This window comes from Actinospica acidithermotolerans (assembly GCF_018139625.1).
Classification (GTDB): Bacteria; Actinomycetota; Actinomycetes; order Streptomycetales; family Catenulisporaceae; genus Actinospica; species Actinospica acidithermotolerans.
The window spans coordinates 113,202-134,878 of the sequence record NZ_JAGSOH010000001.1 but is presented as its reverse complement, the minus strand read 5'-3'; the positions used below and the strand labels follow the sequence as shown (position 1 = coordinate 134,878).

14 protein-coding genes and 1 tRNA gene are annotated in these 21,677 nt (G+C 69.3%); 8 read left to right on the top strand and 7 right to left on the bottom strand.

What is annotated here, in order from left to right; all coding sequences use genetic code 11:
• Positions 1-188 precede the first annotated feature (188 nt).
• A complete protein-coding gene (locus KDK95_RS00510; protein WP_212515922.1) occupies positions 189-3,353 on the top strand; it encodes a S53 family peptidase in 3,165 nt (1,054 codons plus the stop codon).
• Between the two features lie 66 nt (positions 3,354-3,419).
• Here the strand turns inward: KDK95_RS00510 and hutI are convergent, their stop codons facing one another.
• The 4 genes from hutI to hutU are packed head-to-tail and all read right to left on the bottom strand — an operon-like array spanning position 3,420 to position 8,885.
• Positions 3,420-4,631 (bottom strand): imidazolonepropionase, encoded by a 1,212-nt coding sequence (gene hutI / locus KDK95_RS00505; protein ID WP_212515921.1) that lies wholly within the window; start codon positions 4,629-4,631, stop codon positions 3,420-3,422.
• Entirely contained in the window at positions 4,628-5,971 is a 1,344-nt protein-coding gene (locus KDK95_RS00500) for a formimidoylglutamate deiminase (RefSeq protein ID WP_307844029.1), read from the bottom strand. Before KDK95_RS00500 ends, hutI begins: the two co-directional genes overlap by 4 nt.
• The gene (locus KDK95_RS00495; RefSeq protein WP_212515920.1) at positions 5,968-7,218 is read right to left on the bottom strand and encodes an allantoate amidohydrolase; all 1,251 of its coding nucleotides are present in this window, start codon (positions 7,216-7,218) and stop codon (positions 5,968-5,970) included. Before KDK95_RS00495 ends, KDK95_RS00500 begins: the two co-directional genes overlap by 4 nt.
• Before the next feature lie 2 nt (positions 7,219-7,220).
• Positions 7,221-8,885 carry a urocanate hydratase gene (gene hutU / locus KDK95_RS00490; RefSeq protein ID WP_212515919.1) on the bottom strand — a complete coding sequence of 555 codons (1,665 nt, stop codon included), beginning with the start codon at positions 8,883-8,885 and terminating at the stop codon, positions 7,221-7,223.
• Between the two features lie 119 nt (positions 8,886-9,004).
• Here hutU and hutH point away from each other — a divergent pair, with 119 nt between their 5' ends.
• The 6 genes from hutH to KDK95_RS00460 all read left to right on the top strand — a co-directional run bounded on the left by hutH (position 9,005) and on the right by KDK95_RS00460 (position 19,386).
• Positions 9,005-10,552 (top strand): histidine ammonia-lyase, encoded by a 1,548-nt coding sequence (gene hutH / locus KDK95_RS00485; RefSeq protein ID WP_212515918.1) that lies wholly within the window; start codon positions 9,005-9,007, stop codon positions 10,550-10,552.
• A 10-nt stretch (positions 10,553-10,562) separates the two neighbouring features.
• The gene (locus KDK95_RS00480; protein WP_212515917.1) at positions 10,563-11,414 is read left to right on the top strand and encodes a MurR/RpiR family transcriptional regulator; all 852 of its coding nucleotides are present in this window, start codon (positions 10,563-10,565) and stop codon (positions 11,412-11,414) included.
• A gap of 174 nt (positions 11,415-11,588) precedes the next feature.
• Complete coding sequence (locus tag KDK95_RS00475) at positions 11,589-14,336, top strand: beta strand repeat-containing protein (protein WP_212515916.1); 2,748 nt, start codon at positions 11,589-11,591, stop codon at positions 14,334-14,336.
• Between the two features lie 226 nt (positions 14,337-14,562).
• Positions 14,563-16,272 (top strand): hypothetical protein, encoded by a 1,710-nt coding sequence (locus tag KDK95_RS00470; protein WP_212515915.1) that lies wholly within the window; start codon positions 14,563-14,565, stop codon positions 16,270-16,272.
• A gap of 271 nt (positions 16,273-16,543) precedes the next feature.
• The gene (locus tag KDK95_RS00465; protein WP_212515914.1) at positions 16,544-18,721 is read left to right on the top strand and encodes a (Fe-S)-binding protein; all 2,178 of its coding nucleotides are present in this window, start codon (positions 16,544-16,546) and stop codon (positions 18,719-18,721) included.
• A 62-nt stretch (positions 18,722-18,783) separates the two neighbouring features.
• The gene (locus KDK95_RS00460) at positions 18,784-19,386 is read left to right on the top strand and encodes a hypothetical protein (protein ID WP_212515913.1); all 603 of its coding nucleotides are present in this window, start codon (positions 18,784-18,786) and stop codon (positions 19,384-19,386) included.
• On the opposite strand, the gene KDK95_RS00455 is transcribed toward KDK95_RS00460, so the two are convergent.
• The 3 genes from KDK95_RS00455 to dcd form a co-directional block, all read right to left on the bottom strand.
• On the bottom strand, positions 19,358-20,311 hold the full coding sequence (locus KDK95_RS00455) for a hypothetical protein (protein ID WP_212515912.1): 954 nt from the start codon (positions 20,309-20,311) through the stop codon (positions 19,358-19,360). The two genes, KDK95_RS00460 and KDK95_RS00455, sit on opposite strands and share 29 nt — an antisense overlap.
• Before the next feature lie 77 nt (positions 20,312-20,388).
• Positions 20,389-20,811, bottom strand: coding sequence for a hypothetical protein (locus KDK95_RS00450; protein WP_212515911.1), 423 nt, complete (start codon positions 20,809-20,811; stop codon positions 20,389-20,391).
• A 42-nt stretch (positions 20,812-20,853) separates the two neighbouring features.
• Positions 20,854-21,429, bottom strand: coding sequence for a dCTP deaminase (gene dcd / locus KDK95_RS00445; protein ID WP_212515910.1), 576 nt, complete (start codon positions 21,427-21,429; stop codon positions 20,854-20,856).
• A 103-nt stretch (positions 21,430-21,532) separates the two neighbouring features.
• On the opposite strand from dcd, the gene KDK95_RS00440 reads away from it, so the two are divergent.
• Positions 21,533-21,606: transfer RNA gene (locus KDK95_RS00440), tRNA-Gly, on the top strand.
• Positions 21,607-21,677 lie beyond the last annotated feature (71 nt).

Sequence of the window (21,677 nt, the reverse complement as noted above, 5' to 3'; positions counted from 1 at the left end):
AAGCGTCCTGAGGGAACCGGTCGGCTCCGTACGATGGCGCGTTGCGCGTCTGCCGATCGGATCGATTCCACGGTCGGCCACGGCGCGGCTGCACAGAGGGGAACCGGACGGGGGCCGACCGTGGAAGGTCAACGGGAGTGCCCTATGCCCTCGCCCCGCAACCAAGCACAAGGGATGGGGACACCCAGGTGGACAATGATCAACTCGGGCGCGGGACGGACGGCATAGGCCGTCCGTCCTCGCGTCCAGGCGCGCTGCGGCGGCTCGGGCTGCCCGCGGCCGCGCTCAGTATCGCGCTCGGCGCGGGCCAGCTGGCCGGCGCGGCGCCGAGCTTCGCGGCTACCCAGTCGGCAGCAACCCAGACGGGGAACGTGGCGGTGGGCCACGCCCCGGCGCTGCCGCACAACACGGTCTCGGCCGCCGCTCCCGCGGCGTCCAAGAAGCTGACTCTCGACGTCGAGCTCAACACGGGCCACGCCGCCGCTCTGTCGGCGTACGCCGCCGGCGTGAGCGACAAGAACTCGGCCTACTACCACCACTACCTGACGCCGAGCCAGGTCGCTGCCGACTTCGGCGCCTCGAAGTCGGAGATCGCCGCCGTCGAGGCCTCGCTCAGGGCTCAGGGCCTGACCGTGGGCTCGGTGTCGTCGAACGGGATGTTCATCTCGGCAACCGGCACCGTCGCGCAGTCCGAGCATGCATTCAACGTGAGCATCAAGGGCTACAAGGCGGCCGGCCGCACCTTCTACGCGAACACGACCGCGCCGACCGTGGCCGCCTCGGTGGCGGGCGACGTTAGCGGCATCCTCGGCCTCGACGACGTCGACTACGCGCTGCCGCGCACGAGCACGACGCACCACGTGGTCAAGGCCTCGTCGGTGGGCTCGAAGGTCACCAGCAACTACACAGTGAACTCGTGCTCGAGCATCTCGCAGGTGTTCAGCCAGTACGGCCTCACGAACGGCACGAACTACTACACGGATGACTCGATCTCGAGCATCTACGGCCTGAACTCGCTGCTGACCAACGGCAACGACGGTGCTGGCGTGACCGTCGGCGTGTTCGAGCTCGAGGGCTACGACGCGAGCGGTGTCGCCGACATCGACTCCTGCTACGGCCACTCGACGACCTCGGTCACCGAGCAGACTGTGGACGGCGGTCCGACGGCCGCGGCGAACATGTACAACAACGTCGGCGTCGAGTCGGCTCTCGACATCGAGAACATCGCCAACCTGGCCCCCGGCGCCAGCATCATCGACTACGCGGGTCCGGACGCGAAGACCGCCACCGACTCGCAGGTGCTCGACGTGTTCAACGCGATGATCTCGGCGGACACGGCGAAGGTCATCTCGGACAGCTGGGGAGAGTGCGAGGTCCTGACCAAGAGCAGCGACTCCACCTTCCAGGCCTCGGAGAACACGCTGTTCGAGACGGCCGCGACCCAGGGCCAGACGGTCCTGGTCGCCTCCGGCGACACCGGCTCGACCGACTGCTACGGCGCCGGCGTGACCGCGGACAACACCGTCCTCTCGGTGGACGACCCGGCCAGCCAGCCGTACGTGACAGCCGTCGGCGGCACCACGATGAGCGGCCTGAGCAACCCGACGCCGTCCACCTGGAACGAGTGCCAGAGCACCAACGCCGACTGCGGCGCCTCCGGCGGCGGCGTGTCGAACACCTGGCCGCTGCCCACGTGGCAGTCCAAGGCGAAGGCCTCGGGCTACTCGGCCGAGTGCACCTCGACCGTCTCTCAGGGCGGCACCGGCTGCCGTGAGGTGCCGGACGTCTCCGCGCTCGCGGACCCGAACGAGGGCTACGTCGTCGAGGAGTACTACGACGACGGAATCGCGACCGACACCCCCGGCGAGTCCTACGGCATCGTCGGCGGCACCAGCGGCGCCGCTCCGGTGTGGGCCGCGATCATCGCGCTCGCCGACGCCAGCACCACCTGCAAGGTGGGCGGCAGCGCCGGCTCCATCAACAACCAGCTCTACACCGTCGGCACGCTCTCCTCGACCGCCTCGTCGGCGTTCGCGACGGACGTGACCACGGGCACCAACAAGATCACCGCCGACGGCGCGACCTACGGCTACTCCGCCGGCACCGGCTACGACATGGCCACCGGCTGGGGCACCCCGAAGGCTGCGGGCGTCGTCTCGATCGTCTGCCAGGCGCCGAGCTACTACCAGGCCGACGGCCCGACCCGGCTGCTGGACACGCGCGCGAAGACCCAGGTCGGCAGCGTCACCGGTCCGATCGCGAAGAACGCCAGCGTGACGGTCCAGATCACCGGCAAGAACAGCGTGCCGACCGGCGCGACGGCCGCCGTGCTCAACGTGACGGTGACCCAGCCGAGCGGCGCGGGCAACGCGACCGTCTACCCGGCCACCTCGACGGAGCCGCTGACCTCGAACCTGAACTGGACCGCGGGGCAGACCACGCCGAACCTGGTCGTGGTCCCGCTCAACAGCGACGGCGCCGTGAAGATCACGAACAACTCCACCGGCACCGTGCAGTTCATCGCGGACCTCGAGGGCTACTTCACCACCTCGACGACGGTGAGCAGCGTGACCAGCTCCAGCTACACGCCGGTCACCCCGATCCGCGCGATGGACACGCGCGTCGGCGGCAACGGCGTGGCGAAGGCCAAGGTAGCCGCCGGCGGAACCGTCAAGCTCCTGGTCAGCGACCCGACCAAGTCGACGACGACCATCACCGCCATCGGCGGCACGGCGACGCTCTCGATCCCGAAGGGGATCACCGGCATCGCGATGAACGTCACCGTCACCAACGCGACCGGCGGCGGCTACATCGAGGCGTACCCGAACTCGTTGACCACCCGGCCGCAGTCTTCGAACGTGAACTTCTCCACCGGCCAGACGGTGGCGAACATGGTCATGGTTCCGGTGGGCTCGGACGGCACGGTCGACTTCTACAACGGCGGGATCTCGGGTTCGGTGGACGTGATCGCGGACATCGCGGGCTACTACACCGCCGGTACCAGCGGCGATGTGTACCACCCGCTCGGCCCGGTGCGCGTGGTCGACACCCGCAAGAACGAGAACGCCAGCGGTGCGATCGCCGCGAAGGGCAAGCTGAACCTGGCTCTGCCCTCGTCCTACAAGGCGATCATCTCCAACGTGACGGTCACCCAGCCGGCCTCCGGCGGATTCGTGAGTGTCTACCCGCTCAACGGCAGCCTGCCGAACGTGTCGAACGTCAACTTCGGCACGGGCCAGACGATCCCGAACATGGCGGTCGTCCAGTCCAACAGCGGCGTGACGTTCTACAACAACGCGTCGGGCACGGTGCAGCTCGTGGTCGACCTGTCCGGATACTTCAGCGCCAGCTGACGCTGAGTCTTCGGACGGCCGAATGACAGATGGGGCCCCGGCGGATGTGAATCCGCCGGGGCTCCGTCATGTTGATACAGACTTGCGACCGTTCTTCCACACGCTGTGGATAAGTGGCACGCCCGGACGGTACGCGAGGTGCAGATAGCTCGGCGCGTCGAGGACCGCGAAGTCGGCCCTGGCGCCGAGGGCGAGGTGCCCGATGTCGGTCCTGCCGAGCGCGTGCGCTCCCCCGAGGGTAGCGGCCATGAGCGCCTCACCTGGGGACATGCGCATCTCGCGGACGGCGAGGGCGAGGCAGAACGGCATCGAGGACGTGTAGCAGGATCCTGGATTGCAGTCCGTCGCGATCGCCACGCGCGCTCCGGCGTCGAGCAGGGACCGCGCGTCCGGGTACGGAGACCTTGTGGAAAACTCCACTCCGGGCAGCAGTGTGGCGACCGTTTCGGAGCCCGCGAGGGCCTCGATGTCCTTGTCGTCGAGGTACGTGCAGTGGTCCGCGCTCGCGGCGCCGTACTCGACGGCGAGCCGGACGCCGGGGCCGTGGCCGAGCTGGTTGGCGTGCAGGCGCACCGGGATTCGGCGGGCCTTCGCCGCGTCCAGGATCAGCCGCGTCTCCGCCTCGTCGTAGGCGCCGCGCTCGCAGAAGACATCCACGTAGTCGGCGTATTCGGCGCATGCGTCGAGCATCGGGCCGCGGACGAGGTCCACGTAGTCGGCGCGGCGATCGGCGTACTCGGCGGGGATGACGTGCGCGCCGAGGAAGGTCGCGGCATCGCACTCCTCCTTCGCGATCTTCAACGCCCGCAGCTCGTCCTCGATCGTGAGGCCGTAGCCGGTCTTGCATTCGACCGTCGTCGTACCCTGCGCCGCCATCTCGTGCACCAGACGCCGCACGTTGGCGCGCAGCTGGACGTCGTCGGCTGCCCGGGTGGCGGCGACGGTCGTGCGGATTCCGCCCGCGGAGTACGGGGTTCCGGTCATCCGGGCGGCGAACTCGGCGGCTCGGTCGCCCGCGAACACGAGGTGCGCGTGGCTGTCCACGAAGCCCGGAATGACGGCGCGGCCTGCGACATCGAGCACTTCGTCGGCCGCCGGGGCGTCGATGGCCAGGCCGATCCACGCGATCTTGCCGTCCTCGACGGCGAAGGCGGTGTTACTGGCCGGCTCCGGCCTCGATTCGCGTCGTCCCGCCCGGTCCGCGGAGTTATCCACAGCCTGTGGATCGTTGACGGTCAGCTCGCCGATCCCCGTGACCAGCAGCGATTTCCTGCTCATCCCATCACCTGCCGCACCGCCGCGCCGAGCCGTTGCGGCGCGGAGTCCACGAGCAGATGGACACCCTCCCAGACGATCACCCGGCCGCCGACGACGACATGCCGCACATCGGAGGACGTCGCCGCGTAGAGAACGGATTCGACGGCGTTGCGCGGATCGGTGCCGGTAAGGCGGATCGAGTCGAGGTTCACCGTCACGAAGTCGGCGCCCTGCCCGACGGCGATGGTGCCGATGTCCGCGCGGCCCAGGCTCGCGTGGCCCGCGGAGGTCGCGGCTGTCAGCAGATCGGTCGCGGGCCAATGGCCGCGCCGCTCGGTGCTGAGCCGTTCGTCCAGCTCGACCGCACGAGCCTCCTCGAACAGGTCGATCACCGCGTGGCTGTCCGAGCCGAGCGTGATCGGCGAACCGGCCTCGAACATGCAGCGCGCCGCGCCGATGCCGTCGGCGAGATCCCGTTCCGTGGTCGGGCACATGCAGACGCTGGTCGCGGTGTCACCGAGGATGTCGATGTCCACCTGCGACAGGTGCGTCGCGTGCACGGCACTGGTCCGCGGGCCGAGCGCGCCGTGCTGCTCGAGCAACTGCGCCGGAGTCCGGTGATACGCCGAGAGACAGGCGTCGTTCTCCGCGCGCTGCTCGGAAAGGTGCACGTGAAGGGGCGCCGACCATTCGTCGGCGGCCTTCGCGACGGTCGCCAGTTGATCAACCGGCACCGCGCGCACGGAGTGGATCGCCGTGCCCACCAGCACATCCGGCGCACCCGCATACGCGGCACGCAGCGCCTCGACGCGCGAAGCCCAGGCCTGCGCATCGCCGTCCGAGAAACGCCGCTGCGTCTCATTCATCGGCGTTCTTATGCCGCCGGCGAGGTAGCAGGTGTCGAGCAGCGTGATCCGGATTCCGGCCGCCCGCGCCGCTTCGATCAGCGCGTGACCCATCGCGTTCGGGTCGGCGTACGGCGCGCCGCCCGGCGCGTGGTGCACATAGTGGAACTCGCCCACGTTCGTGATCCCGGCCAGCGCCATCTCGGCGAAGACGCCGGTCGCGAGCTCGCGGTAGGTGTCCGGATTCAGCCCGGCGACGGCCGCGTACATCTGCTCGCGCCACGTCCAGAACGTGCCCTCGCCGACCTGCGTCCGTCCGCGAAGCGCGCGGTGGAAGGCGTGCGAGTGCGCGTTCGCCAGGCCGGGCACGGTGAATCCGGTCAGCCGTACGACGTCGGCCGGCGGGTCCGCGACGCCGGTCCTCAGCCCGGTGATCGACCCTTGATCCGTTTCGATCAGCACGTTCGTCTCGACACCGCCGTGCACGAACGCGTATTCCGCGAGGTACGAGGTCACCAAGCCGCTCCCAGTCGCGCCGATCCGCCGGCCAAATCGGAGACCGCGCGGGCTAGGGCGCTTACCCCGGCCCGGCAGTCGGCAATCTCCGCGTGCTCGGCCGGGCTGTGCGAGACGCCGGTCGGGTTGCGCACGAACAGCATCGCGGTCGGGATGCGCGCGGCCAGGATGCCCGCGTCGTGCCCGGCCCCGGTCGGCAGCACCGGCGCCCCGTCCAGCGACTTCGCGAGCTGATCGCGCAGCACGTGGTCGAACTCGACGATCGGGGTCAGCGACTCGTTCACGACGGACAAGGACGCACCGTCCCGACCGGCCCGTTCCCGCGCGGCCTCTTCGAGCTCGCCGAGCAGCGCGCTCAGCGTCGCCTCGTCGGGCGCGCGGCCGTCGAGCCACGCGCTGACCTTGGACGGGATCGCGTTGGTTCCGTTGGGCTCCACGAGGATCCGGCCGAAGGTGGCCAGCGCGCCGTGCGCCGCCGCCTTCTTGCGCGCGGCGAGCACGGTGTACGCGTACGTCAGCATCGGGTCGCGCCGGTCCTCGAGCCGGGTGGTGCCGGCGTGGTTCGCCTCGCCGCCGAACTCGAAGCGCCAGCGGCCGTGCGGCCAGATCGAGGTCGCGACGCCGACCGGGCGGTCGAGGTCCACGAGGGCGCGCCCCTGCTCGATGTGCAGCTCGACGTACTGGCCGATCCGGTCGAGCAGCTCGTCGTCCCGGCCGATCGCGTCGGGATCCCGGCCGGCGGCCTCCATCGCGGCGGCCATCGTGACGCCGTCGGCGTCGGTCAGCTCCCGGGCACGCTCCGGAGCCAGCTGCCCGGTCAGCAGTCGCGAGCCGGCGCAGGCCACGCCGAAGCGCGCGCCCTCCTCGTCGGCGAAGTTGGCGATCGCGATCGGCCGCTCCGGCGCCCAGCCCGCCGCGCGCAGCAGGTCCACCGCCGCGAACGAGCTGACCACCCCGAGCGGGCCGTCGAACGCGCCGCCGTCCGGCACCGAGTCCAGGTGCGAGCCGATCGCCAGGGCCTTGCCGGGCAGGTCCGCGCCCCACCAGGCCCACTGGTTTCCATTGCGGTCGGTGCGCACGGCCAGGCCGCGATCGGCGGCCTGCGCGGTGAACCAGGCGCGGCAGGCGAGATCCGCCCGGTTCCAGGCGAAGCGGCGGTAGCCGCCGCTGGCCGCGTGGTATCCGAGCGGCAGCAGCGAGCGCCACAGCTCGTCGATCTCGATCTCCTCGGTGGACGGCAGTTCCATGCTCAGCCCTCTGCCCCTTCGCGCATCGGGACGCGCACGTCGCGCTCCTGCGCCACCTCGATCGCCCGGGGGTAGCCCGCGTCCACGTGCCGGATCACGCCCATGCCCGGGTCGTTGGCCAGCACCCGCTCCAGCTTCTGCGCGGCCAGCGGCGTGCCGTCGGCCACCGAGACCTGCCCGGCGTGGATGGAGCGGCCCATCCCGACGCCGCCGCCGTGGTGGATCGAGACCCAGGACGCGCCCGACGCGACGTTGATCATCGCGTTCAGCAGCGGCCAGTCGGCGATCGCGTCCGAGCCGTCGAGCATCGCCTCGGTCTCCCGGTACGGCGAGGCGACCGAGCCGCAGTCCAGGTGGTCGCGGCCGATCACGATCGGGGCCTGGACGGCGCCGCTCGCGACCAGCTCGTTGAAGCGCACGCCCGCCTTGTCCCGCTCGCCGTAGCCCAGCCAGCAGATCCGGGCCGGCAGGCCCTGGTAGTGCACGCGCTCGCCGGCCATCTTGATCCAGCGCGCCAGCGACTCGTTCTCCGGGAACAGGTCGAGCACGGCCTGGTCGGTGACGGCGATGTCCTTGGGGTCTCCGGAGAGCGCGGCCCAGCGGAACGGGCCCTTGCCCTCGCAGAACAGCGGCCTGATGTACTTCGGCACGAACCCGGCGAAATCGAAGGCGCGCTCGTAGCCGTGCAGCTTCGCCTCGCCGCGGATCGAGTTGCCGTAGTCGAAGACCTCCGCGCCCGCGTCCTGGAAGCCGACCATCGCCTCGACGTGCTTGGCCATCGCCTCGCGCGCCCGCGCCGTGAAGCCAGCCGGGTCGGACTCCGCGTACGACTTCATGTCCTCGAACGCGACGCCGAGCGGCAGGTAGGACAGCGGGTCGTGCGCCGAGGTCTGGTCGGTGACGATGTCGATCGGCGCGTTCATCGCGAGCAGCTGCGGAACCAGCTCGGCCGCGTTGCCCAGCACTCCGATGGACAGCGGGCGGCGCGCGTCCCGCGCCTCGACGGCCAGCCGCAGCGCGTGGTCCAGCGAATCGGCCTGCACGTCCAGGTAGCGGTGCTCGATCCGGCGGGTGATCGCGCGCGGGTCGCAGTCGATGCAGATCGCGACGCCGTCGTTCATCGTCACGGCGAGCGGCTGCGCGCCGCCCATGCCGCCGAGGCCCGCGGTCAGCGTGATGGTCCCGGCCAGCGTGCCGTTGAACTTCATGGCCGCGGCCGCCGCGAAGGTCTCGTACGTGCCCTGCAGAATGCCCTGCGTGCCGATGTAGATCCACGATCCGGCCGTCATCTGGCCGTACATCATCAGGCCCAGGGCGTCGAGGCGGCGGAACTCGTCCCAGTTCGCCCAGTCGCCGACCAGGTTCGAGTTCGCCAGGATCACCCGCGGCGCCCACTCGTGCGTCTGCATCACGCCGACCGGCTTTCCGGACTGCACGAGCATCGTCTCGTCGGCCTTCAGCGTCTTGAGCGTGCGCAGCAGCGCCTCGAAGCTGGCCCAGTCGCGGGCGGCCTTGCCGGTGCCTCCGTAGACGACCAGCTTGTCCGGGTGCTCGGCGACCTCGGGGTCGAGGTTGTTCTGCAGCATCCGGTAGGCGGCCTCCTGCTGCCAGCCGAGCGTGTTGAGGTCGGTGCCGCGCGGAGCGGCGACGGGCCGGGGACCGTACATGCGCAGTGCTCGCCTTCTGCTGAGTTCCGAATCGATGGTGGAGCCACCAGTCATGTTATGCAATCATTCATGGGTGCGGTCAACCGCATGGAGCTATTCATTTCGGCAGTGGAGGACCCGTGACGGTCGTAACTCTGGGTAAGGGCGAGCTGAGCTTCGACGACGTGCTGGCCGTGGCCCGCGGCGGCGCGAAGGTGGAACTCGGCGCCGAGGCCCTGGACGCGCTCGCCCGCGGCCGCGCCCTCGTCGACGAGCTGGCCGCCGCCCCGACCCCCGCCTACGGCATCTCCACCGGCTTCGGCGCGCTGGCCACCCGGCACATCGACCCGGAGCTGCGCGCCGCGCTGCAGCGCTCGCTGATCCGCTCGCACGCCGCCGGCCTCGGCGCGATCGTCGAGCCGGAGGTCGTCCGCGCGCTGATCCTGATGCGGCTCAAGACGCTCGCCAGCGGGCAGACCGGCGTGCGCCCGATCGTCGCCGAGACGATGGCCGCGCTGCTCAACGCCGGGATCACCCCGGCCGTGCGCGAGTACGGCTCGCTCGGCTGCTCGGGTGACCTGGCGCCGCTCTCCCATGTCGCGCTCGTCCTGATGGGTGAAGGCGAGGTCATCGGCGAGGACGGCAGGGAGACCGCGGCCGGCCCCGTCCTCGCGGCGCACGGCATCGCCCCGGTCGAGCTCGCGCCGAAGGAGGGCCTGGCGCTGATCAACGGCACCGACGGCATGCTCGGCATGCTGATCATGGCGATCCGCGACTTCGAGAAGCTGCTCAAGATCGCCGATATCAGCGCCGCGATGAGCGTCGAGGCGCAGCTCGGCACCGACCGCGTCTTCCGGCCCGAACTGCACGCGATAAGGCCACACCCGGGCCAGGCCGCGTCCGCCGACAACCTGATGCGCGTACTCGCCGACTCCGCGATCATGGCCTCGCACCGCGAGCCCGACACCTGCAACCGTGTCCAGGACGCTTACTCGCTGCGCTGCTCGCCGCAGGTCGCCGGCGCCGCGCGGGACACCGTGGCGCACGCCGCGTCCGTGGCCGGCCGCGAGCTCGCCTCGATCATCGACAACCCCGTCGTGCTCATCGACGAGGGCCGCGTCGAGTCCAACGGCAACTTCCACGGCGCGCCCGTCGCCTACGTCCTGGACTTCCTGGCCATCGCCGCGGCCGACGTCGCCTCCATCGCCGAGCGCCGCACCGACCGGATGCTCGATGTCGCGCGCTCGCACGGCCTGCCGCCCTTCCTCGCCGACGACCCGGGCGTCGACAGCGGCCTGATGATCGCCCAGTACACGCAGGCCGCCCTGGTCTCGGAGGCCAAGCGCCTCGCCGCGCCCGCGAGCGTCGACTCGATCCCGTCCTCCGCGATGCAGGAGGACCACGTGTCGATGGGCTGGTCCGCCGCGCGCAAGCTGCGCCACTCGCTGGAGAACCTCGCGAAGGTCCTCTCCATCGAACTGCTCACGGCCGCCCGCGCCCTCGACCTGCGCGCCCCGCTGACCCCGGCCCCCGCCACCGCCGCGGCCGTCGCCGTCCTGCGCGCCGGCGGCGTCGGCGGCCCCGGCCCCGACCGCTTCCTGTCGGTCGAGATGCGCGCCGCCGAGCAGGCCGTGCGCGACGGCTCGGTGCTCGCCGCCGTCGAGGCCGTGACCGGTCCGCTCAGCTAAGGTTCCTGCGATGGAACAGACGAAGGCGGCGTCGGAGCAGCTGCTCGCCCTCCTCGACGGGCGGCGGCTGTCTCCGGCGCAGCGCCGCATCGCGCAGTACCTGATCGACCACCTGTCCGAGGCCGCGTTCCTCAACAGCGTCGACCTCGCCGAGCGCGCCGGCGTGAGCCAGCCCGCCGTCAGCCGCTTCGCCACCGCCCTCGGCTTCCAGGGCTACCCGGCGCTGCGCGAGGCCCTGCGCCCCATCGTCCTCGGCTCGGTCGCCGAGACCCCGCAGGACGTGCGCCGCAACGAGTTCCAGGCCGCCATCGCCGCCGAAGAGCAGAACCTCGCGACCCTGCACGCCCTCGCCGCCGACCCCGAGGGCATCGCCGCGGTGGGCCGCGAACTCGCCGCCAGCGCGTGCCTGCCGGTCCTCGGGCTGCGCATGTCCGACCCGGTCGCCTACTACTTCACCTACAGCGCGGCGCGCATCCACCCCGACGTGCGCTTCGTCGACAGCGCCGGCTCCGCCGCCTTCGACCTGCTGCTCCAGGCGAGGCAGGCCGGCGGCACCTGGCTGCTGGCCTTCATGCTCCCGCGCTACGCCGCCGAGGCGATCACAGTCCTCGACGAAGCCCGCCGCCGCGGCTTCAAGATCGCCCTCGTCACCGACTCCCGCCTCGCCCCCTGGGCCGAGCACGCCGACGCCGTCTTCGCCGCCCCCGTCGGCTCCCGCCTCGTCTTCGACTCCCACGCCGCCCCGATGGTCCTCGCCGGCCTGCTGGTCCAGGCCATCGCCGACGCCGAGCCCGCCCGCACCCAGCTCCGCCTCGAGGAGCACGAGGCCCTCAACGAGGACCACGGGTACTACCTGAACTGATAAGCCCCCCGTCTGTGGTGGAACCGTGACGCCAGAGCGTTGTGAGGCGTTGTCACAAGCGGTAGAGTCCGCCTTCTTGCAACGTTGCTCAGCGCTCTCTGAGCGCGGGTTCACATAGGGGAGGACGCGGTGCGACACCGCCGACTCGCGGCACCCATGGCCTTGGTGGGCAGCTTGGGTATCGCATTCACGCCTGCCCTCGCGCAGGCGGCGACTCCGGCCCAGACGACCGGATCACACCTCACGACCACTCACTCCGCTTCGACCGCGGCCGAGAACGCGGCCGGGCTCAAGACCTTCAGCTCGCCCGCGAAGAAGTCCGTCCGTGTGCAGAAGGCCGCCACGGCCCAAGCCACATCGGCGACTTCGACCGGCACCACGATCTACGCGACGACCGGCGATTTCTCGTGCTCCACCGACACCGGCACCGGAACGTCGGCGAACCCGTACTGCGCTCTGCAGGACGCGGTCAACGCCGCTTCGCCCGGTGACACGATCGACGTCGAGGGCTCAGTCGGGTACTTCTCGGAGTCGCCGGTGACGATCACCACGTCGGACCTCACCATCGTGGGCACCAGCACGCAGTCCTGGCTGGCGCACACGACCGGGGCGGCGATCACGCTCGACGGCGTCACGAACGTGACGATCAAGAACATGATGCTCGCGTCCCAGAACTCGGCGGACGTGGCGATCGAGAACTCCTCGAACATCACGCTCGACTCCGACTATCTGGGCGGATACGCCTACGGCAACCACGACGGCGTGACGATCGACGGCACCTCCGATGACGTCACGGTCAGCCGGACGTACGTGGACACCGGCGGCTGGAGCGCGAATTACGCCGCAGTCCGAATCGCTTCCGGCGCGCAGAACGTGACGCTGGCCAGCGACCTGATAGCGGACTCCAGCATCATCGCGACCGGCGTCGCCGGACTCGACGTGACCGGCAACACGATCCAGCGCGGCTGCGCCTCGGGCATCGACGTCGAGGGCTCGTCGACCGCCGTCTACCTCTATAACAACGTGCTCGAGGACACCAACGCGTCCTTCGACTACGCGATGGGCGGCTACCCTTCGACCTGCTCGACCTGGTCGCCGGACATCACCGTCGCCGCAGGGTCGACGGCGTCGACCGTGAGCGACTACAACGACTTCGACGTCACGAGCACCGACGCCGCCACGGCACCGTATTCCTGGGGCGGGGCGACCTACTCCACGGTCGCGAGCTTCCAGTCCGCGACGAATCAGGGCACGCATGACACGAACGACACGACGACGTTCGGCGGCGTGTACATCCGCGACAACGAGTCGGCGAACATCCAGGCCGCGCCCTCGTCCTCGTCGCCGGCGGCCAACTCGGCGAACCTGAGTGCTCCCGGCGAGCTGACCACGGACTTCTACGGCGACTCCGGCTACAAGTCGCGCGGCGCCATCCAGATCGCGACCCCGAACCCGAACCTCGGCGTCTCGCTGTCCGGCGGCGACATCTCCGCGTTCGGCGTCGAACTGGACACCACGGTCAGCAACTACACGTCCAGCACCGGCGATCTCTCGGTCACCATCAACTGGGGTGACAGCCAGACGACCACCGTCGACAACGAGACCGCGCCGACGGAGACGCACGTCTACTCCAAGCTCGGTACCTACACGATCTCCGTGACGGTGAGCGACGGCGAGGGCGACATCGCCACCAACTCGATCACCGGCGCCGAGACCGCGGGCTCCGAGTTCACCGCGTACGGCCCGACCCGCCTGCTGGACACCCGGATCGGCAAGGGCACCTCGTCCGCCGCCCCGCTGGCGAACAAGCACACGCTCAAGCTCCAGGTGACCGGTGCCGGAACCAGCGGCAACACGATCCCGAGCGGCATCACGGCCGTCGTGCTCAACGTGACCTCGACCGACTCGACCGGCAGCGGTTACGTCTCGGTCTACGGCGACGAGGATTCCTCCGGCGCGGCGGAGAGCCTGCCGAGCACCTCGAACCTCAACTTCGGCGCCGGGCAGACCGTGCCGAACCTGGTGGTCGTCCCGGTCGGCGCGAACGGCGTCGTCGACTTCTACTACTCCTCGGCGAAGGCGGCCGCCACCACGCACCTCGTGGCGGACGTCGCCGGCTACTTCACCACCGCCAACACGAGCAAGTACGTGTCGGTGACCCCGGCCCGGATCCTCGACACCCGCAAGGGAATCGGCACCGGCAAGGTCGCGAAGATCCCGGCGAACGGCAGCATCACGCTGAGCGTCGCCGGCTCCGACGGCGGCACGATCCCGTCCAGCGGCGTGACCGCGGTCGCGATGAACCTGACCGTGGTGAACTCGACGCACATCGGCGACATCACCGCGTACCCCGCGGACGAGTCGATGCCGACCGCCTCGAACGTCAACTACGCGGCAGGCGAGACCGTGGCGAACATGTCCGTGGTCCCGCTGCAGTCCAGCGGCAAGGTCACCTTCCACAACACCAGCGCCGGCCCGGTCGACCTGATCGCCGACGTGGACGGCTACTACAGCTCCACCACGACGTCGACCAAGGCGGCCGCGTACCTCCCGCTCGACAGCCCGCAGCGCTTGCTCGACACCCGCACGGGCAGCGTCCCGCTGTACACGGACTTCGCGTACTACCTCGGTCTGACCGACGTCGCCACCGAGACCGCGTTCGTCTTCAACGCGACGGTGACACAGACGACCGGCAACGGCGTGCTGGCGCTGTACCCGTACAACCCGAACAAGCCGACCGCGCTGCCGACGGGGTCGAACCTCAACTACCTCAAGGGCGAGACGGTGCCGAACCTGGCGTTCGCCTCTCCCGGCACGGTCGAGGACACCTCGCTCGGCGCGTACGACCTCGGCATCTACCTCGGCGGCAACGGCACCGCCCAGCTGATCCTCGACCTCTTCGGAGTCTTCGAGAGCCAGTGACGCCGCCGCGCCACCCGTGAACACCGGGCGCTCGACCCCTCGGGGTCGGGCGCCCTTCGCATTCATGAGAAATCATGCGTCTTACCTGCGCCGATATGTTCTCTGGCTGTCGAGGAACTGTGACATGAGTTCGTGGTGAGGGGAGCTCAAGAGCGATATGGTCAGTTGCTTGGTTTCCTTGTCCTGTGCTTCTGTCGCGCAGGACCGTTCCCTGGGGAGGGACGCGGTGCAGCACCGCAGAATTCTGGTACCGCTGGCCTTGGCCGGTTCCTTCGGAATCGCCCTCGCGCCCAGCTTCGCCGCGGCGTCCACGACGCCGCACTCCGCCGCCTCGAGCGTCTTCGGCTCGGCGGCATCCAAGAACGGGGCCCTGAACTTCAGCAGCCCCGCCAGCAAGTCGGTCTACTCCCGGCACGCCGTGTCGTCCAGCGGTATCAAGGCCAACACGACGGCCGCGACGACGAACCCGGACCTGACGATCGCCATCGGCGCCGTTCAGACGAGTGCCTACGGCATGGAGCTCGTGGCCGGGATCTCCGGCCTGAACAGTGGAAGCGCGACGCTGACGGTCAACTGGGGCGACGGCAGCACGCCGAAGACCTACACGGTCGCCCAGGGCACCACGAGCCTGGAGGAGCCCTACACGTACTCCGCCGTCGGCACGTACACCATCACGGCCACCCTGGACGACGGCTCGGGCGGCGACACCGCGACGAACAGCGTCCTCGTGCAGACCGCTTCCGAGTACACGCCGTACGGTCCGGTCCGGATCCTGGACACCCGGATCGGCACCGGCGCGACCAAGGGCGCGGTCGCCGCGCACGGTACGGTGAAGCTCCAGGTCACCGGCGCGGGCACCTCCGGCAACACGGTCCCGGCCGGGATCACCGCCGTCGTGCTCAACGTCACCGCGACCCAGCCGACCGCCAGCGGCGTGGTCACGGCGTACAACGACGAGGACGCCGACGGCTACTCGCTCACCGCGCCGTCCACCTCGAACCTGAACTTCGGCAAGGGCCAGACGGTCGCCAACCTGGTCGTCGTGCCGGTCGGCGCGGACGGCGTGGTCGACCTCTACAACAACTCCTCGGGCGTGACGCAGATGGTCGCGGACGTCGAGGGCTACTACACGACCTCGGCGGCGTCGACCTACAAGCCGGTCACCCCGAAGCGGATCCTGGACACCCGCAAGGGAACCGGCACCGGCAAGGTCGCGAAGGTCGCCTCCGATGGCACGGTGACTCTGAAGGTCGCCGGCGACGGCACCGTGCCCAGCACCGCGACGGCCGTCCAGCTGAACATCACCGTCACCAACGGCACGCACAACGGCAACATCACGGCGTACGCCGGCAACGGCACGCCGACGTCGACGTCCAACGTGAACTACGCCATCGGCCAGACCGTCGCGAACAGCGCGATCGTGCCGCTCGGCACCTCGGGCACCGGCACCGGCGAGCTGTCCCTGTACAACAGCAGCGGCGGCACCGTCGACCTGATCGCCGACGTGTCCGGGTACTACCTGCCCTCGGCCGACGGCGGCAGCACCTACGTCCCGCTGTACGAGCCCACGCGGCTCTACGACTCGCGGGTGAAGGGCAACGGCGTCTTCGACGGCCCGCTCTCGGCCGGCAAGACGGTGCCCTTCCCGATCACCTACGACACGGGCGAGACCGCGTTCGTGCTGAACGCGACGGTCACCAGCACGACCGGCGCCGGATACCTCGAGCTCTACCCGTACAACAGCAGCGCGACCGCCCTGCCGGGCACCTCGACGCTGAACTGGGTGAAGGGCCAGACGATCCCGAACACCGCCGTCGTCTCCGCCGGCACGGTCCTGGACAAGAACTTCGACTCCTACGACCTCGGCATGTACATCGGCGGCACGGGCACCGCGCAGGTCGTCCTCGACGCCTTCGGTTTCTTCCCGAGCAACTGAGCATCCTCGCCGCCGACCTGGCGGCGACCGCTCGAACAACTGAATATCAGCCGCTCTCACGAGTGGCATTAGTCACACCTCGCCCCGCATCGCCCCTGGCTACCGGTTCGGACCAGGGCACCGCGTGGCGAGGTGTCCTATTCTGTCCGATAAGTCAGACTGAATGAGCGTTCAGTCCATGGTCGCCAAATAAGTTACTCGTGAGTAGACTGCGGACGTCGACGCAGACCTGCCTCCGGGCAGACCTGTCCCCGAAGGAGTCCGCACCGAAATGCAGATCGCCGCGATCATCGTCTCGCTGGGCATCGCCGCGGTGGGCATCGCCCTCTTCGGCCAGGTGCTCGTCCGCATGTACCGGACGATCACGATGGGCCAGCCCGCGCCCGGGCGCACCGGCAACCCGTGGGCGCGCACCAGGAACCTCGTGATCGAGTTCGGTGCGCACACCCGGCTGGCGCGCAAGGGCAAGCGCTCGATCGGCGCCGCGCACTGGCTGGTCATGGTGTCGTTCGGACTGCTGTTCCTGACGCTGGTGACGGCGTTCGGCCAGCTGTTCTCGCCGACCTTCCAGCTCCCGGTGATCGGGCACTGGTGGCCGTACCAGTTCGTCAGCGAGTTTTTCACCGTCGCGGGCCTGCTGGCGATCGTGTTCCTGATGGGCGTGCGGCTGAGGAACCTGCCCTCGAAGAAGGGCCGCAAGTCGCGGTTCTTCGGCTCGGTGATGTGGCAGGCGTACTTCGTCGAGTACGTGATCCTCGGCGTGATGCTGTGCATCCTGACGCTGCGCGGAGCCGAGGCGGCGCTGGAGAACGGCTCGAAGTTCTCGATGGAGTACTTCTTCTCCGCACCGATCGCCCAGGCGCTGTTCAAGAACGCCTCCGTCGACACGCTGCAGAACGTGATCTGGGCCGTCGCCGCACTCAAGATCGTGATCTCCTTCACCTGGATGATCACCATCTCGCTGAACTCCAACATGGGCGTCGCCTGGCACCGCTTCCTCGCCTTCTTCAACATCTGGTTCAAGAAGAAGGAAGACGGCACCACCGCGCTCGGCGCGCTGAACCCGATGCTCTCGAACGGCGTGCCGATCGACTTCGAGGACCCGGACGAGGACGCGGTCTTCGGCGTCGGGAAGGTCGAGGACTTCAGCTGGAAGGGCCTGCTGGACTTCTCCACGTGCACCGAGTGCGGCCGCTGCCAGGACCAGTGCCCGGCGTGGAACACCGGCAAGCCGCTGAGCCCGAAGCTGGTGGTGCTCGCGCTGCGGGACAACGCGCACGCGAAGGCGCCGTACGTGCTCGCGGGCGGCGGCCTGGACATGGCCGGCGAGGAGAAGGCCACCGAGGAGATGCTCAAGGGCGTCCCGCACGACGTGCTCGCCGAGGCCGCGCGGCCGTTCGTCGGCTCGCCGGAGGAGAACGCGGTGATCGCGGCCGAGGCGCTGTGGTCCTGCACCACCTGCGGCGCGTGCGTCGAGCAGTGCCCGGTGGACATCGAGCACGTGGACCACATCGTCGACATGCGCCGCTACCAGGTGATGATCGAGTCGGCGTTCCCGTCCGAGGCCGGCACGATGCTCAAGAACATCGAGAACAAGGGCAACCCCTGGGGCATGCCCGCGAAGAGGCGCCTGGACTGGATCTCCGAGGTGGACTTCCCGGTCCCGGTCTTTGGCGAGGACGTCGAGAACCTCGACGAGGTCGAGTACCTGTACTGGGTCGGCTGCGCCGGATCCCTGGAGGACCGGGCGAAGAAGACCACGAAGGCGTTCGCCGAGCTGCTGCACATCGCCGGGGTCAAGTTCGCGATCCTCGGCGGCGAGGAGTCCTGCACGGGCGACCCGGCACGTCGGCTGGGCAACGAATTCCTGTTCCAGATGCAGGCGATGGCGAACGTGGAGATGCTCAACGAGGTCTTCGGGGACAAGCCCGTGAAGAAGATCGTCGCCACCTGCCCCCACTGCTTCAACTCGCTCGCGAACGAGTACCCGCAGGTCGGCGGCCACTTCGACGTCATCCACCACACGCAGTTGCTAGACACTCTGGTCGACGAGGGCCGGCTGACGCCGATCACCCCGATCGAGCAGAACATCACCTACCACGACCCGTGCTACCTCGGCCGGCACAACAAGGTCTACACCCCGCCGCGCGAGATCATCGCGAAGGTGCCGGGCCTGCGCAACACCGAGATGCACCGCTGCAAGGAGAAGGGCTTCTGCTGCGGCGCGGGCGGCGCGCGGATGTGGATGGAGGAGCGGATCGGCAAGCGCATCAACACCGAGCGCGTCGACGAGGCGCTGTCCACGAATCCTGACGTCATCTCCACGGCTTGTCCTTACTGCCTGGTGATGCTCGGCGACTCGATCACCGCGCGTAAGCAGGCGGGTGAGGTGCCGGAATCGATGGAGGTCGTTGATGTCTCGCAGTTGCTGCTGCGTTCGGTGAAGTAGGAGACTGGCACAACTGGAGTAGGCTGCCCTCCACCGATACCCACTCGGAGGGCAGCTTCTTCATGACCGGATCCAGCGGCAAGGCACGAATATGGTTCGGCGCCCTGCTGCGATCGGCAGTCGCTCTCGCATCCACGCTGATCATTTTGGCGATCTTCGGCGGCGCGACCGACGTGGTCCTGCACGTCACCCGGCACACGAGCTCGAATTCGCAGACTTTCAACAACATCGACGTGGTCGACGTCGTCCTCGACGGCGACATCTCGGTGTCCGTACTCGGCCAGACGGACGGCCGTACCGGCGTGACGGTGAACGCAGTCGACACCTCGACAGTGTTCGATGATCCGGTGCGTTCGACCAACGTGATCGGCAAGACGCTCTACCTCACGGAGCGCTGCCCCGACTCCCGCTGTACCGCGCAGCTCACTCTGATGCTGAACACGCACGACCGCGTGAACGTCATCGCGGGCAACGCGCTGCGGCTCGACCAGGCGGTCATCGACTTCAGCGGCGTCGCCGGCGGCGCGACCGTGCAGGCGGCGCCGGGGAAGCTGGTCGTGACCGGCACCGTTGTGACCGGAGCCGTTCTCGGCGCCGTGGAGTGCGACACGATCGAGGACTGCGGGGGCGTCTCGACTACCGGCGCTGCCGCGCAAGCTCGGTGATCACCGGGAATCCCTCCCCGTCCAGCAGCGCGCCGCCGACGACATCGGCTAGCTCCAACGCGGCGGCACGCAGCTGGACATCCGCACGAAGCTGCAGGTCGGCGTGGGGTGCGCCGCGCAGCTGCAGGTCAGCGTGGGCCGCGCCCGTCCTCGTCGCCCGCGACAGGCAGCGGAAGCGGTAGACCGTGCACGGCCAGCCCTCCGTCGCCCGCGGACGCAGTGCGTACGGCAGGAAATCGCCCTCGCGGAACGGCTCGACCCGCACCTCGAATGTGTCAGTCCGATCGAGGCAGTAGTCGTTGTCCGCCAACGCGCCGTTGAGATCGAGCCCGGGCAGGCTGAGCGCGAGCAGCGAGCACAGCACGGACCACGGCAGCGCCTGGTTCCCGTAGACGCAGTACGTGTTCTGCCGCAGCTCAGGCCGTTGCGCGACAACACTTCCCGCGTTGCGCGGCCGACGGTCCCCCGCTGGAAGCCGCGCGGCGCCGTCCAACCGCCGCGCCAACCCCGTGACCAGCGACCACGCCACCGCCTCGGCACCGACCGGAATCCCGTCCGGATACCGCTCCCGCACCTCGGCCGCCGCCAGCCCATCCGGCACACGCATCCGCCGGCGCTCCGCCTGCGCCGCGTACGCCGTCGACCACCCGAGCGGCAATCCGGCCTCCGCAGCACCGACGGCGCCCAGCCGAAACGGCCCGACCCATCGCACGCCGTCAGCGATGGCGCAGCTGCCCAGCGTACCGTCCGCCCCTCCGCCCACCTGGGCACGCGGATTCCACGTACGCAGCAGCCGGTTGACCATGACGTCCGCTGGAGGCCCGGCAAGCAGCAGCACAGGACTGCTGCGCAGGACGGCCGCCGTATCGCCGCCCAGAGGTGGAGAGGCGGTGGAGCGGTGCCGGAACCAGGTCCAGGTTGTCATGACGCCACTGTCCCAGCGCGCCTCCGGCGTGTCGGACGATATATACGCCTTGCTCGCTCGAATGGAGCAGGCAGTGACTACCAGAGTGCGCCGAACGGGTCCTGCGACGGCGCCGCCAAGTCAGTCGGCGCACCGTCCGCGCCGAACGCCGTTCCCCCGGTCAGCTCCAGCACGACCTTCGCGACCCGGTACCGCAGGCGATCGGCGCCCGGCCCCGAGTCCGTCACGTGCACCTCGTACCGCGTCTGCGCCGAGCTCGGATCCGCGCGCTCGATCTCGATCAGGAAGGTCGCGACCGTGTCCGACACGGTGGCGGTGTAGTAGGGGAACGAGTACTCGTCCAGATAGTCCGAGTAGTCGTCCTCCTCCGGGTCCTCCGGCGGAGCCGCGCAGAACACATCCCCCGTGCCGAGCGGCGCCAACGCGTCGAGCAGCCCCTCCAGCGGCGCGAGCTCGGGCGCGACGATCGTGACCGCCCGAGGATCCGAGATGAGCGGCATGGTGAATTCCCCCCTGTGAACGTGATTGGCGAGTGCCGCGGCTCAGATCTCGGTGCGGTGGAAGTTCAGGTACGAGCGCGACGGCGTCGGCCCCCGCTGCCCCTGGTACCGCGAGCCGGCCGCCGTGGAGCCGTACGGGTTTTCCGCGGGCGAGGAGAGCCGGAACATGCACAGCTGCCCGATCTTCATCCCCGGCCACAGCTTGATCGGCAGCGTCGCGACGTTGGACAGCTCCAGCGTCACGTGCCCCGAGAACCCCGGATCGATGAACCCGGCCGTCGAGTGCGTGAGCAGCCCGAGCCGCCCCAGGCTCGACTTGCCCTCCAACCGCGAGGCCACGTCATCCGGCAGCGTCACCAGCTCGTACGTCGACCCCAGCACGAACTCGCCCGGATGCAGGATGAACGGCTCACCCTTCTCCGGCTCGATCAGCCGCGTCAGCTCCGGCTGTTCCTCCGCCGGATCGATGTGCGGATACCGGTGGTTCTCGAACACGCGGAAGAACCGGTCCAGCCGCACATCGATCGACGACGGCTGCACCATCGCATCCTCGAACGGCTCGATCCGCACCCGCCCCGAGGCGATCTCCGCGCGCAGGTCCTTATCTGAGAGCAACACGCCAACGACCGTATCGCCCCACCGCCCAGCCTCCCAAACCGCCGCGCAGATCTGGTAGCCTGAGCGGGCAGCACCCCCACCGTCGGTGACGGTGAGTGGTCGTGCGGGTGTAGTTCAATGGTAGAACATCAGCTTCCCAAGCTGACAGCGCGGGTTCGATTCCCGTCACCCGCTCCAGACATACGAAGCCCGGTGATCAGCGAAATGACCACCGGGCTTTCGCATTGACCACCCCCGTCGAGACCGTG

What these genes read in the sequence shown, in the direction of transcription:
- hutI (WP_212515921.1), bottom strand. Translation starts at nt 4,631, where the DNA reads ATGAGCAGGAAATCGCTGCTGGTCACGGGGATCGGCGAGCTGACCGTC.
- KDK95_RS00495 (WP_212515920.1), bottom strand. Translation starts at nt 7,218, where the DNA reads ATGGAACTGCCGTCCACCGAGGAGATCGAGATCGACGAGCTGTGGCGC.
- hutU (WP_212515919.1), bottom strand. Translation starts at nt 8,885, where the DNA reads ATGTACGGTCCCCGGCCCGTCGCCGCTCCGCGCGGCACCGACCTCAAC.
- KDK95_RS00480 (WP_212515917.1), top strand. Translation starts at nt 10,563, where the DNA reads ATGGAACAGACGAAGGCGGCGTCGGAGCAGCTGCTCGCCCTCCTCGAC.
- KDK95_RS00465 (WP_212515914.1), top strand. Translation starts at nt 16,544, where the DNA reads ATGCAGATCGCCGCGATCATCGTCTCGCTGGGCATCGCCGCGGTGGGC.
- KDK95_RS00460 (WP_212515913.1), top strand. Translation starts at nt 18,784, where the DNA reads ATGACCGGATCCAGCGGCAAGGCACGAATATGGTTCGGCGCCCTGCTG.
- KDK95_RS00455 (WP_212515912.1), bottom strand. Translation starts at nt 20,311, where the DNA reads ATGACAACCTGGACCTGGTTCCGGCACCGCTCCACCGCCTCTCCACCT.
- KDK95_RS00450 (WP_212515911.1), bottom strand. Translation starts at nt 20,811, where the DNA reads ATGCCGCTCATCTCGGATCCTCGGGCGGTCACGATCGTCGCGCCCGAG.